The organism is Coprococcus sp. AF16-5 (genome assembly GCF_003479365.1).
GTDB classification, from domain to species: domain Bacteria; phylum Bacillota; class Clostridia; order Lachnospirales; family Lachnospiraceae; genus Coprococcus; species Coprococcus aceti.
The window spans coordinates 93054-107307 of record NZ_QUGZ01000002.1 but is presented as its reverse complement, the minus strand read 5'-3'; the positions used below and the strand labels follow the sequence as shown (position 1 = coordinate 107307).

Here is a 14254-nt window from a genome sequence, read left to right as displayed (position 1 = left end):
AAGTTCATGGATCTGATATTTCACAGATATGCGGATCCGTACACTCTGCTTGATACGATGATAGACAATCAGAGCTTTGATGAGTTTGTATGCACATTCGTGCGGTTAGACGATGACGATAAGCTCTGGGATATGTATATCCATAAGTGCTGGGAGAACATATCATTTAATGACTTCAAGACAAGGCTGTATGGCACATCAGGTGGCAGTTCACAGCCGGTCAGATCAGGGGCATTTGAAAGCAGAGACGAACTTGAAACAACCATAAAGGATTCCATGTCGATCATAGAGAATTTTAAACCATAGGGGCACACAGAACGTGTGTCTCTATTTTTTTATTATCGAGGAAAGGGGGTAGACCCTTTTGGAAGTATTTAAGATACTGGGAAGAATCGCAGTATCAAATGAGGATGCGAATGAGAAAATTGAAGAGACTGGCGACAAGGCAGAGAAGACAAGCAAAAAGATGAGTTCTGTGTTTGGCAATATCGGCAAGTTTGCGCTCAAGGCAGCAAAGGTAGCTGTTGTCGCAACAACGGCTGTGGCCACTGGAATAGCTGGCATTACTGCTAAGGCTGTAAGCGGGTATGCGGACTACGAGCAGCTTGTCGGTGGTGTTGAGACACTGTTCAAGGACAGTTCAGATAAGGTTGTTGAGTATGCAAATAATGCATATAAGACGGCGGGACTGTCGGCGAATGATTACATGGACACTGTAACGAGCTTTTCAGCTTCGCTGTTGCAAGGTTTGGAAGGCGATACAGCACAGGCGGCTGAGTATGCGAATCTGGCCATAACAGACATGTCAGATAATGCCAATAAGATGGGCACCAGTATGGAGATGATTCAGAACGCATATCAGGGTTTTGCCAAGCAGAATTATACAATGCTTGACAATTTGAAACTTGGCTATGGTGGTACTGCATCCGAGATGGCAAGGCTTATCAATGACTCTGGTGTACTTGGTGACACCATGACTGTGACAGCAGATAATGTCAATAGTGTATCGTTTGATAAGATGATAGAGGCTATTCATGTTGTACAGACTGATATGGGGATAACAGGCACAACAGCCAAGGAAGCGGCCACAACCATTCAAGGTTCTATTGGCATGATGAAGTCCGCATGGACGAATCTGCTCATAGGTATGGCTGACCCATCTCAGGATATGGGAGTGCTGATGAACAACCTTGTTGATTCGGCTATGGCTGTAGCAGATAATCTTGTACCAAGGATAGCCGATACACTGCCGAGGGTGGTTACAGGTATATCAAGTCTTGCACAGAAGCTGGCACCATACATACCGCCTCTTATTGAGCAGTTACTGCCATCGTTGATACAGGGAGCGACATCGTTGTTGTCTGAGGTGGTCAATAATCTGCCCGGAATACTTGAGACATTACTGCCCGGCATAGGTGGGGAATTGGGACAGTCGATATCAACCGCTCTAAATTCTATTTTTAGCACCCTGACATCGATTTTACCATCGATTCTGCAGTTGGTTGGACCTGTGCTGACAACACTGACAACACTGCTTAATCTGCTTTTACCACCGATGATGCAGATTATTCAGGCGGTTTTACCGCCACTTACGAATCTGATCAATATGCTTTTGCCGCCGGTGACTCAGATTATTCAGTCTTTACTGCCTGTTTTGATGGCTATTTTGCAGCCTATACTTGAATTGTTACAGCCGTTTTTGGATATGTTGACACCGATTATCGACTTGGTAATGCAGGTAGTCACACCGCTGACAGATCTTATCAATATGATATTACCACCACTGGTGGAATTACTTTCGATGCTGATGGAAGATTACCTAAATGTGCTGCAACCAATCCTTGAATGGTATTGTAAGATGCTTTCAGGAACGCTTAAGTCTGCTATCAAGTTGATAGTTACAGCGATCAATAACTGTAAAGAATCATTTGCTGCAGCTTGGCGGGGAATCAAGAAGGCGTGGAACGCTGCACCAGAGTTCTTTAGTGGAATATGGTCAAGTATTAAGGGCACATTCTCTGCCGTAGGCACATGGTTCAGTGATATATTTGGCAAGGCTTGGGCTGGTATAAAGAATGTATTTTCACCGATGGTGAATTTCTTTAGCTCTACATGGCAGAAGATTAAGAATATATTTAGCAAGGTTGGAACAGCAATAGCGGACGGATTATCTGGTGCTGTGACATCAGCGGTCAATGCGATACTGAGCAAGGCTACAGGGATTATCAATGGCTTTATCAGGGCAATCAATTCAGCTATATCTATTTTGAATAAGATCCCTAAGGTGTCGATATCAAGGATAGATGAGCTTGACGCTCCTCAGCTTGCTGAAGGTGGTGTGCTTAAGCGTGGCCAGGTTGGTATCCTTGAGGGTAATGGAGCTGAGGCTGTAGTGCCACTTGAGAAGAATACCGGCTGGATCAGGAAAGTTGCGGAGGATATGGCAGAGGCAACAGGCGGTGCAGTGGCTGGTGATTCGGAATCACTGAAGGTACTTTATAAGATACTGGAGATTATAAGACACATAGATGACAACATGTATGAGTGGATACTGACAGCTCTTACAGAGGGTGTGAGATTGAAACTTGATGGCAGAGAGTTCGGAAGGATGGTGAGAAATGCTTGAACAGCTTAAATATGTGAATCATCTCGGTGAGGTTATAGAGTTTGGCAAGAAAGGAACATTTGCAAACAGTAATGATCTCAGAGATTATGAGTGGACATACGACAGCAGCAGAAACCGTGCCGAGAATTTTAGAAAAGGGGTGGTCTCAAAGACCATCCCTATTGTTATATCTGCGGCAAATAAGAAAAAGTGTACAGATATTAAGAATAGGCTGTATGAAGTTTGTGAGAAGGATATTATAGCAGAAAAGAAGGGAAGGCTCTATATAGGAGATTACTATCTTGAATGCTATGTGTTTAGTTCGGCGAAGAGCAATTATCTTGACGTGGCTACATCGATGAATCTGTCACTTAAAGTAGTAACAGATGGTGGCAGATGGATGAAGGAAGAGTTGCACAACTATAAGCATGTACCAGATGAGTTTATTGAAGGTAAAGGCTATGAGTATTGTTATGAATATGATTACAACTCAATTTCTGACAATATCAGTAAACTAGAGGTAGATGACTTCAGAAGCTGTGATTTTGTACTCAGCATACATAGTGGTGCTGTTAATCCAGTCATATATGTTGACAATCATTACTACAGCGTTAGGTGTGTTGTTGGCGATGGAGATAAGATTGTTATTAATTCTGCAGAGCTTACGATAACTCTTGTGAAAGCAGATGGAACACAGGAAAACATGTTCAGATACAGGGACAAGCAAAGCGATGTGTTTGAAAAGATATCCCCCGGGAATCATCGTGTGATGTGGAATGGAAGCTTTGATTTTGATTTAAGTGTAATACATGAGAGAGGTGAACCAAAATGGACATAAGGTTGATATACACTGATGCAGACAGGGTAGAACAGGGATCTCTCAAGAACTTCAATATAGATGTGGATGTTGCAAAGGATAAGGATTTCGAGGTCACTGTAGCGCAGGATAACAACATCCTGCAAGGCGGTTCTTGGTGGTATATCAACAACACTGAGTACGGCGGAATAGTTGATAATGTCGGTGTGGTGACATCCGACAGAGAAATCAAATACACTGGCCGAAATCTCAGAGGAATCTTGTGTGACAAGATCATAGAGCCTCCGGCGGGGACGGATTACAAGATTGTATCAGGTGATGCAGTTACAGTGATCAATAAGCTCATTGAAGTGGCTGGACTTAGCAGCATATACAGAATGACAGGCGAATCATGGAATGTACAATCATTTCAGTTCAACAGATATGTGAGTCTCTATGATGGCATATGTGCGCTGTTGAGCACCCAGAACAGGGTTCTCAGGCTTGCGATTAAAGATGGATATGTGACTATGAGTAGTGCGGTGCCTTACGATTATACAGAGGATAAGGATTGTATGAGATCGGATATCAACTACAATATCACACAGGTCAAGAATGGATATAATCATCTTATCTGCCTTGGTCAAGGCGAGCTCAAAGACCGTCAGGTGCTGCACTTGTACGTTGATAAGGTGGGAAATATCACTGATACGCAGACATATAAAGGTTTGGAAGAACGCACAGCAATATATGATTATAGTTCGGCAGCAAATATTGATGAGCTTAGAACAGGCGGTATAGCAAGAATACAGGAGCTTAATGTGGACAGCTTAGATATGACACTCCCAGATATGTCAATGCAGATAGGCGATATCACAGGTGGCACAGAGAAAATCACAGGAGCAACAGTAAAAAAGCAGATAACAAATATCATAGCGAAGATAGATGATAACAGCATAGACATTGAATATTCAGTGTCATAGAAGAAAGGCGGATTTTATGAAGATAATAACAGGAAAAACAGGGAAACCACATGTAACGAGTGCAGATGATAGAGCCTTGCACAGAGCAGAATGGGATGGCGATGGATTTTTGTCGGTCTCCCAGCCACCAGTGCTGGTTAATTCAACGACACTTAGAGTATATCCGTGTGACATTATGTTCCAGGGGTGCCATGCTAGGGTTACAGGTACATATGAAGATCTTACTTTCCCTAGTGGAGAAACAGGTAAAAAGCGAATTGATATGCTTGTTGCAAGATACACGCTGTCAGAGGAAGGTCTTGAGGATATGTCATTGCTGATCTTGACAGGACAGTCTGTAGAATCCTCACAGGAGCCACAGTTACCTGTGTATGAAACTGGCATAATAGCCAATAATGTAAGTGTCGCCGACATGCCGCTTTACAAAATTGTACACGATGGAATAAATGCAAGTGGGCCGGTTGCGATTGCATCAACTTTCCCTCCACTTAGTAATAAATATACAAAAGAGGAGTCGGATTTAACTACAAAGAAAATCAATCAGGCGATATCGAAAGCTGAAAAAACAGCGGCAGAGGCTACTGCAAAGGCACAGTCTACTGCAGATACCGCAGCATCACAGGCTGAGGAAGCTACAGGTAGGGCCGAGGAAGCGCAGAAAACAGCAGATACCGCAGTGTCGAAAGCGGATAAGGCGCAGGGCACGGCAGATACCGCAAAAACAGATGCTGCTAATGCGCAAAGCTATGCGGAAAAAATTGCAACAAAAAGCCTTGTTATATCTGATATAGTAGGCGCAACAGCGACTATACCAGGAACTGACGCAGGAACGACACTTCAATATGCCGTTGATGTAGAGCTTCCAATAAATACGGGTAGAATATTAGTTATTCCTAAAAATATCCCTAGTGGTGTCACATACATGGGATATGAAGCTTCTTCAATGAATCAGACTACATATTCGATAACTGTAAAAGCAAAAAATACAAACAAAGCAGATTCAAATATAAGCTTAGTCGTTGTGGGAGTTGCAAGACCTAAGAATCTTATATAGGGGGGTTGAGCATGTATATAAATTTTGAAGCAATAATTCAGGCTGGGAAGGTACTTGGAGCTCTTGCATTGATAGGAGGGATACTCATATCAATATATAAATGGTATTCCAGGCAGAATGAACAGGATGTGGAGATTAAGAAGATGAAGGAAGAACAGTGTCTGCTTACATATGGTACACTTGCATGCCTGAAAGGTCTCAAGGAACTTGGATGTAACGGGCCAGTCACAGAAGCAATCGACAAGATGGAAAAGCATTTGAATAAAGCAGCACATGATCAGGAATAGGAAGGAGATATAATCATGGATAAGTTAGCAATATTATTATTAGTTGTTGCAGTAATTTGCACATTGATCACAGTTATCACAGAGTTTACAAAAGAGGTTGGAATACTGAAGAAGATTCCAACCTCTTTTCAGGTGCTTATGACAAGTCTCATCATATGTGAGATATGCTTGTTTGTAGCATTATCATATTTCGATATTCGGCTGCTATGGTATTACCCTGTAGCTGTATTCTTTGGTGCTTTTATTATTGCATTCATCTGTACCAGAGGATGGGACTATCTGATCGAAATATTTAAGCGATTTTACAGAGGCGGAGATATGGAGAGAAAGGAGCGTGATGGTAAATGAATGGAATAGACATCAGCGCATGGCAGGGGGATGCCGGAATAGACCTCGGTAAGATAGCGTATGACTTTTGTATCGTGAAAGCGACAGAGGGAACAGACTACAAGAACAGATACTTTGCAGCGCATTGCGATAAAGTTTTGAGTAGAAAAAAACTTCTGGGAGTATACCACTATGCAAATGGCGGAGATCCACAGAAAGAAGCTGACCACTTCCTTGCGTATGTAAAGAAGTACATCGGCAAGGCGGTACTTGTTCTGGATTGGGAAGCCAAGAACAACAATCTGTTTGGTGTCAAGGATCTGGAATGGTGCTTACAGTGGTGCAGCTACGTACAGAAAAAGACAGGCATTAAGCCGCTTATCTACGTGCAGAAGAGTGCCATGGACGCAGTAAAGAAAGCTGGATATGGCCTGTGGGTCGCTCAGTACCCTGATTACGAGTGGACGGGATATCAGGAGCATCCATGGAATGAAGGTCGATACGAATGTGATATCAGACAGTACACATCCGTTGGTAAGCTCTCAGGTTACAGTGGCAGCCTTGATCTCAACAAGGCTTATATCAGTGCGGCGAGCTGGAATAAGCTGGCAGGCAAGGCTAAGAAGACATCAGCATCTACAACAAAGAAGAGCATCAACACACTGGCTAAAGAGGTGCTTGCGGGCAACTGGGGCAATGGTGCTGATCGCAAGAGCAGATTGACAAAGGCTGGATATGACTATAGCAAGGTTCAGGCAGCAGTCAACAAACTTGTCAAGGCAGCACAGATGACACAGGATAAGATCATCAATGCAGTTGCTCATGAAGTCATAGCCGGAAAGTGGGGAAATGGTCAGGAGCGTGTTGACCGCCTCAAGGCGGCAGGTTATGATCCTGATAAGATTCAGAAGAGAGTAAATGAACTCATGCAATAGCCTGATTTAGGGGCAAAAAAGGGGCAAAAAGTTGATTTGTCATGATATTGTCATGAATAATGGAAGTGTAAAAACGTAGGAATTAAGCCACTTTTGAGCATATGTGAGCATATATAAAAACATAGTGATTTTAAACCACAGGTTTACTTTTAACCTGTGGTTTATTTGTGTTATAGTATCTGTAGATTCCTTCTGACATATTTTATTATTAGTGTTCGGGATATTGACCCAGTTATAGGACTATTGGAGATATTGGTAGTCAGATAGTTTATAGCATTTACAATGGGAGGTATCATTTATGACACAGAACAATTTTCCAATGATCGACCTTTGCGCAACAGGCAAGAGGATCAAAGAAGTGAGAGAGCAGAAAGGAATCACCGTAAAAGCATTGCAGGCATTTCTCGGGTTCAATGAACCTGTATCGATCTACAAGTGGCAGAGGGGCGAATGCCTTCCTACATTTGACAACATGTATGCAATGGCCTGCCTATTCGGGGTAGGAATTGACGACCTTCTGGTGGGAAACCGCCAGGAGGTTGTTTTTGTTTGCGCGCCATGGGCGCGCTCTAACGGGTGTCATTTATCTCTGGGGACGGAGGTGCCAGGTACCTCCGTCCCCCATTAAATATTTGATTAATGGTGGTAGTGTGTTACAATTATATTTATATGTAAGTATAAACTTGAGCTGATCTGGGACCGGAATAATGTACGTGAGATGGGGGATTCGGTATGAAGAATGCAAGCAAGAGGCAGTATATACTGACGCTGATAGTGAGTTTTGTGGCGATTGTGGTACTGTCGTTATGTACGATCATGACATTTTATAGGAAGTCAGTGAATGATACTCTGGCTTTGGCGGCAGAGACTGTTAAGCAGGAGCAGGAATATATGAATTCGTATCTGAATCGAGCTGTGGATGCGGTGGAAGTTACGAAGATCACTGTGGAGCATATGATGAGAGAAGGTCAGTCGGGGCAGGATATACTGAACTTTCTCACGAATGAATCAGATTATTATCTCCAGGATATAGATGCGGCGTTCACAGGTGTATATGGCTTTATAAACGGCGAATATCTTGATGGCACAGACTGGGTTCCCAACGATGATTATGTTCCTCAGGAGCGGGCATGGTACAAGGCAGCAGTGGCGGCAGACGGCCAGCCAACCCTGGGCCAGCCGTACATCGATGCGCAGACAGGTGATATTCTGATGTCAGTCAGCCAGTTACTCTATGATGGTGTGAGCGTAATATCTCTGGATGTAACTCTGGATCAAATACAGGCTGAGACGGAAAAAATCAAATTAAATGGTCAGGGATATGCATTCGTCTGCGACAAGTCAGGCTTGGTGATAACCCATTCAGACAAGAAAGATGTAGGACAGGACTATACCCAGGGTGAAATGTCTGCACTCATGAAGGGCATAACGAACAATGACGGCGAACCATTTCAAGCGGTTGTTGATGACAAGAAGGTGACGGTTTTCAGCTGTTCCATAGTTGATGAATGGTATGTGGTCATGGTCATCACAAATGAGAAGCTGTACCACGGAATAAGAAACCTGATAGGCTACGATATAGGCGTTGGAATAGTTTTATATATAATTATAGTGTTCTTCTGTACCAGATCCAAGAATAGTACGGATGCAATCATGAGCAAGCTCGATGAGACAAATAACGAACTCACAGACCTGAATAATATGGTCATGCAGGCATTTGCCAAGACGATAGATGCAAAGGACAAATACACAAAAGGCCACTCCGTGCGTGTTGCCAGATACAGTCGTGAGCTGGTGAAGCGGATGGGCGGAACGATCAGGGAGCAGGACGAGATATATCAGATAGCACTGCTTCATGATATGGGTAAGATACGTATTCCGGACAACATAATCAACAAGCCGGGAAGACTTACGGATGAAGAATTCTCCATGATAAAGCTTCACTGTGTAAATGGATACCATATTCTCAAGAATATAAATGCATTTCCGGAGCTGGCGGTGGGCGCAAAGTATCACCATGAGAGGTACGATGGAACAGGATATCCAAGCGGGCTGAAGGGAGAAAATATACCAAGGTGTGCAAGAATCATAGCGGTGGCAGACAGCTATGATGCCATGACATCCAACCGAAGCTACAGATACGCCCTGCCACAGAAGATAGTGCGCGATGAGATGGAGAAGGGCAAGGGCAGTCAGTTTGATCCGGACATTGCAGAAGTCATGCTCAGTATGATTGATGAGGATGAAGACTACAACATGAGACAGGTCGAGAAGATGGTCAGCAATATCCTCGTTGTAGATGACGAGAAGATAAATATCAGACTTATAGAGAATATCTGCAAAAACGAGCCCCTCTACAAGGTCATTGCGGCTGAGAGCGGAAAGCAGGCCATAGACATAGTGGGAAATCAGCAGATAGACCTGGTATTGCTCGATATCGAGATGCCAGACATGGATGGATTCCAGACGCTGGAAGAGATACGAAAGATCACAGACGTACCGGTCATATTCGTAACAGCTTATAAGGATTATAAGCTGATAGAGAGAGCGAGACAGATGGGGGTTGAGGATTATATTACGAAGCCGTTCCTTCCAATAGTTTTCCTTGAGACCTTGTACGGAGTTATCGGTTAAATACAGATGGGGGGACACTTTGGGGAAGATAGTAAATGAGAAATCAGATAAAAAAAGTTCAAAGGCTGTACCTTGGAAGAAGAGGCTCAACAATGATACGGATATGCAGCTTCTCCTCTTTAATATAATTACAGGTGGAGGCACCATTGGCGGGATCATCAGCTTTATAGCGAGCCTGATCATCAAAACTCCACTTATACAAGATGTTGCCATATTGAGCGCGTTGACTGTGCTCGGCATATGCATTTACCTTGCAAATGCAAAAAAGATGGTGAGACAGAGTGCTATAGTGATCGTTTTTGTTATAACTTTGATGGCATTTCCGATGATGTTCTTCACCTCGGGCGGAGCGTACAGCGGTATGGGTTTCTGGTTTGGCTTAGGCATGATATTCTCATTCCTTCTGATAGATGGCATGTTTTGCTATGTCATGCTGGCTGTCCAGATCATAATGGTGGTTGCATGTTACATAGTCTCGTATAAATACCCAGAACTGGTGATCCCATTGGCAAATGAGAGAAGTGTGTATGTAGACATGCTCCAGAGCCTTATAATATTCGGCATAGTTATCGGATCCATAGTGAGATTCCAGAATGCCGTATACAAGTGTAAACTAGAGGAGATAGAGCAGATAAATGAGGAGCTTACCAGGGCGAAGGATGATGCTGATGTGGCGAACCATGCCAAATCCGAGTTCCTTGCGCATATGTCCCATGAGATCAGGACTCCGCTAAATACCATAGTGGGGATGAATGAGATAATAATGAGAGAGACACACGAGGAACAAACCATGAAATGTGCCAGGGATATACAGAGCTCAAGTGATATCCTGGTAGATCTGGTTAGGGATGTGCTGGATTTCTCCATGATAGAATCGGGCAGGATGGAGATAGTCAATGAGGAATATCATTTCAGCCAGCTGCTCAGCAATGTGTTGTCTGTTATGGAGTCCAGAGCAAGACAGAAGAATCTGGAGCTTGATGCCGAGGTTCAGGAGATTTTGTACAATGATCTGAAAGGCGATTCCGCCAGAATATGCCGGATCCTGATAAATCTTATTGGAAATGCTGTGAAGTATACGAAGAAAGGTTCGATCAGAGTGACCGTCCATATGGAGGATCATGGTGCAGATCCCCATAATGTGGAACTGGTCATGGCTGTTCGTGATACTGGAATCGGAATAAAAGAGGAAGATCAGGAGAGACTTTTCAAAGATTTTGAGCGGCTTGATCTGTCGAATAACCGATCTATAGAGGGGACAGGACTTGGACTGGCCATCACATATCACCTTGTGGAAATGATGGGTGGAAGTATAACCTGCCATAGTAAGTATGGACATGGGACTACATTTGTGGTAAAAATCAGCCAGGAACGTCTGTCCGATGAGAGAATAGGCGATTTTAAGGACAGGTACAGACAGTATATGAAGGAGAGAAAGACGTATAAGAGCAAATTGTGTGCCCCGGATGTCAGTGTTCTTGTTGTGGATGACAATGTCATGAATCTGAAAGTTATCAAGATGATGCTTAAGCCTACACGTATGAAGGTTTCGACCTGTGCCAGCGGTGCCGAGTGTCTGGAGCTTATAAAAAAGTACAGGTATGATATCATCCTTATGGATCACATGATGCCTGAGATGGATGGCATGGAGACATTTCACCGTGCTATGCTCATGCGCGACAGCCTGTGTGGCAGGAGTACATATATAGTCATGACTGCAAATGCTGTCATGGGTGCAAGAGAGATGTATCTGGCGGAAGGATTTAAGGATTATATCAGCAAGCCGGTGCAGCCGGAGGTGCTGGAAGATATCCTGATGAGATATATACCTGAGGATAAGCTGGTGGATCCGGCGGTATGTGATGAAGATCGGGAAAGCCCAACAATGGGTGCCGGAACAGTAGACGAAAAAACAGATGTTATGGGAAAACAGAATAAAGCTACGGAAGAGACTTGCGCGGTAGAAAAATGTGAAAATATGACTCGAGATGGGTTTTCAAAACAGGATTTAGACATATCTTGTAAAGAAGTTCACATTGACCACGAGAAAGGTCTTACATACTGCGGGGGCAGTGAAGACTTTTTGAAAGAAATCATATCAATGTATGCAGCTGACGACAAGCGCGCAGAGATACAGAAGGCTTATGATGAAAAAGATTGGGACGGCTACAGGATATTGATACATACGGTAAAAAGTACATCCAGAACGATCGGAGCCATGGAACTGGGCGATGAGGCGCAGGAGCTGGAGAATGCGGTTAAAGAACTTGATGTGGATATGATCTGCAAGATGCATGAGAGTGTGATGGCTTATTACTCGGCTGTACTTGACTGGTGCCGTGCGACAACCGCTCAGTAGGCCCGAAATTTTCACAAGACGATAGAATGTAGAACATAGTGCACATATGCAATATTGCAATATGCACAAAAGCAGATTACTAATACATGAATACTTGACATTTTCCCATATAATAATACGTTATTATGATATATAATATTGTATTATTTAAAAAATGGGGGAGACTAGGCAATTGTTAAGCAGACAGATCCATCAGCCATACATGAGAATGATGTCATATCATTTTATTCATCGGATCCGGCTCTTTCTGGTGCAGTAAATACACATAGAGTTGTCTCGATAGAGACAGATGGTAATAATTACAGGTATATTACAAAAGGCGATGCCAATAATGTGGTGGACCGTTACGATGTGGACTCAAGAGACCTGCTTGGCAGGGTGGTGTGGTCGTCACTCATACTTGGCAAGATAGTGAGGCTTGTGTCTAACCCACTTATATTTGTACCCATAATTCTTGTTCCGCTTGCCATTATACTCATAGCCAACCTAGTAAAGACTGTATCCTATGCAAGAAAGATAGCAAAGGATGAGGAGGAAGCAGCCGTAAAAGAGGCTATTCAGTATATAAGAGAGAAGAATCTCAGAGAAACAGGTGACACGACAGAATCCAATGAGAATTCAGAGAGAAAGTCGGAATAGCGGGCCTATAGAAAAAAGCACACAAGATTTTGAGATCTTGTGTGCTTTTTTGATATTCGCAAAGAAAAGTGAAAATGTTCCATTTTTTGCGAGTAAAAGCTGCTGAAGCAAGTCCTGGTATGTGTCGATAATCAAAAATTACAGCGAATTCACCCTGCCCATGAACAGGATCATGCCAGTGCTCTGATCTTCAATCACATACACAAATGGCTTGTCCACAATAAAGTTATATGTTTCCTCACTTGGCATCATTGCTGTTTCCTTGATCATGATGTCTGTCTCTGCTGCGGCCTTGGTTCCGTTCTCGTCCACGATCACCTTTGCTTTGTGGTTGACTGATGAAACGGCTATGCCATCGGCGATCTTGGAGAAGTCAGCACTCTCCGAATATGCCGACTGGATTCCCATGTTTTTCAGAATGTCGTCAAGACCGTCGATACTCTGCTCATCTGTGAATTTTGGGAGCTGGAGTGTATCGATCTCTACGTTGTTGGCATTATCCAGAGAGTCGATGAGCTTCTGTTTTTCTTCGTTGCTTAGTTTGTCAAAGAGTTCATTTATGTCTCCGTCATCGGCGGTTGGCATGAACACCTTCATGACAACATTGTCGCCGTCGTATGGAAGAGTGATTCCTTTGATCTCACCGTTGTCCATGTATGTGAAGTGCTCACCGTAGAGATGCATCATATCAACAACGCTTTCCTTGTCGGTTCCGTAGAAGCTGCTCTGAAAAGTTTTATCCTCGGTAAAAGGAGTATCCCATTTCCCCTCGAAGTAAACTGCGTTTATGAGCATCATTACGGTTCCACCAGGAATCTCCTTTAAGATTTCAGGGATCATCTTGTTGGTGTTGTCACTCACCCAGTTGTTGACATTTTGAACGACCTTGTCTGCCTGACCATCGAAGTCGGCCTCGTAGATTTCACCGGAGTAATAATCCTTGGCAGGTATAAGAAAGTCGGAATTTATATTGGCCGCCCAAGTCGTTCCCTTGTTCATCCATACTGAATTTGCTGTGTTGACAAATGTATTCTGAGACCAGTCTTTTGACAGATATGCCTTCATCTCATCGTTCCACTCATCAAGGTCTGTTATGCCGAGAGCGTTTTCTAGCTCATTTTTTGTTGTACCGCCGGCACCTACATCCAGCATGGACAGTGCACTTGCAATGCTGTAAGGTGAGTAAAATATGTTCTTGTCAGCTGGAAGTGCAGAATACATATTCATAGAGAATTCATTGATTCCGTTCTTTAGCTGGTCAAATGATGTTATATCCGTTTTGACCGAAGTCACAGTGATGTTGTCAGTGAGGGAAGTGACCGACGAATCAGTTTTGGTGTGACCGGGATTATTCCCCGGTGTATTTGTGCCGCAGCCGGCAAGACCTGCACACATACAGGCGCTGAGTAGTAAAGCTGTCATTCGTTTTTTCATAGTTGAAACCTCCTTATTGTAAAGCCCATCGTATCGTCCCGATGATTTATTGTAACTGGTATATCATTAACTCTCAATATATATACGAGTATCAAGAGTTTTTTTATGGTCTTTAAAAAATTTTTTTATAAGATTCGTGAGGCAGTGAACAATGAACTTGGAAAATGTACGGATTAGATATATATTAGACACAGAGGCTTA

The 14254-nt window shown here is 43.3% G+C and carries 13 protein-coding genes; 12 read left to right on the top strand and 1 reads right to left on the bottom strand.

Annotation, left to right across the window (positions count from 1 at the left end; translation table 11 throughout):
• Positions 1–6 precede the first annotated feature (6 nt).
• The 12 genes from DWW70_RS05410 to DWW70_RS05355 all read left to right on the top strand — a co-directional run bounded on the left by DWW70_RS05410 (position 7) and on the right by DWW70_RS05355 (position 12619).
• Positions 7–306 carry a hypothetical protein gene (locus DWW70_RS05410; RefSeq protein WP_118649401.1) on the top strand — a complete coding sequence of 100 codons (300 nt, stop codon included), beginning with the start codon at positions 7–9 and terminating at the stop codon, positions 304–306.
• A 58-nt stretch (positions 307–364) separates the two neighbouring features.
• Positions 365–2626: a phage tail protein gene (locus DWW70_RS05405; protein WP_118649400.1), complete on the top strand. Its 2262-nt coding sequence runs from the start codon at positions 365–367 to the stop codon at positions 2624–2626.
• On the top strand, positions 2619–3443 hold the full coding sequence (locus DWW70_RS05400) for a hypothetical protein (protein ID WP_118649399.1): 825 nt from the start codon (positions 2619–2621) through the stop codon (positions 3441–3443). Before DWW70_RS05405 ends, DWW70_RS05400 begins: the two co-directional genes overlap by 8 nt.
• Positions 3434–4384, top strand: coding sequence for a hypothetical protein (locus tag DWW70_RS05395; RefSeq protein WP_118649398.1), 951 nt, complete (start codon positions 3434–3436; stop codon positions 4382–4384). Before DWW70_RS05400 ends, DWW70_RS05395 begins: the two co-directional genes overlap by 10 nt.
• 16 nt (positions 4385–4400) lie before the next feature.
• Positions 4401–5438, top strand: coding sequence for a hypothetical protein (locus tag DWW70_RS05390; RefSeq protein WP_118649397.1), 1038 nt, complete (start codon positions 4401–4403; stop codon positions 5436–5438).
• 11 nt (positions 5439–5449) lie between these two features.
• Complete coding sequence (locus DWW70_RS05385; RefSeq protein WP_118649396.1) at positions 5450–5725, top strand: branched-chain amino acid ABC transporter permease; 276 nt, start codon at positions 5450–5452, stop codon at positions 5723–5725.
• 15 nt (positions 5726–5740) lie between these two features.
• Positions 5741–6073, top strand: a complete 333-nt coding sequence (locus DWW70_RS05380; protein WP_118649395.1) for a hypothetical protein — start codon at positions 5741–5743, stop codon at positions 6071–6073.
• Positions 6070–6987 (top strand): GH25 family lysozyme, encoded by a 918-nt coding sequence (locus DWW70_RS05375; RefSeq protein WP_118649394.1) that lies wholly within the window; start codon positions 6070–6072, stop codon positions 6985–6987. Before DWW70_RS05380 ends, DWW70_RS05375 begins: the two co-directional genes overlap by 4 nt.
• 298 nt (positions 6988–7285) lie before the next feature.
• The gene (locus tag DWW70_RS05370) at positions 7286–7615 is read left to right on the top strand and encodes a helix-turn-helix domain-containing protein (RefSeq protein WP_243017681.1); all 330 of its coding nucleotides are present in this window, start codon (positions 7286–7288) and stop codon (positions 7613–7615) included.
• A 104-nt stretch (positions 7616–7719) separates the two neighbouring features.
• Complete coding sequence (locus DWW70_RS05365) at positions 7720–9621, top strand: HD domain-containing phosphohydrolase (protein ID WP_118649393.1); 1902 nt, start codon at positions 7720–7722, stop codon at positions 9619–9621.
• A gap of 19 nt (positions 9622–9640) precedes the next feature.
• On the top strand, positions 9641–11980 hold the full coding sequence (locus DWW70_RS05360) for an ATP-binding protein (protein WP_055147825.1): 2340 nt from the start codon (positions 9641–9643) through the stop codon (positions 11978–11980).
• Positions 11981–12313: 333 nt separating this feature from the next.
• Positions 12314–12619 carry a hypothetical protein gene (locus tag DWW70_RS05355; protein ID WP_055147822.1) on the top strand — a complete coding sequence of 102 codons (306 nt, stop codon included), beginning with the start codon at positions 12314–12316 and terminating at the stop codon, positions 12617–12619.
• Between the two features lie 138 nt (positions 12620–12757).
• On the opposite strand, the gene DWW70_RS05350 is transcribed toward DWW70_RS05355, so the two are convergent.
• The gene (locus tag DWW70_RS05350) at positions 12758–14053 is read right to left on the bottom strand and encodes a serpin family protein (RefSeq protein WP_118649392.1); all 1296 of its coding nucleotides are present in this window, start codon (positions 14051–14053) and stop codon (positions 12758–12760) included.
• Positions 14054–14254: the final 201 nt, after the last annotated feature.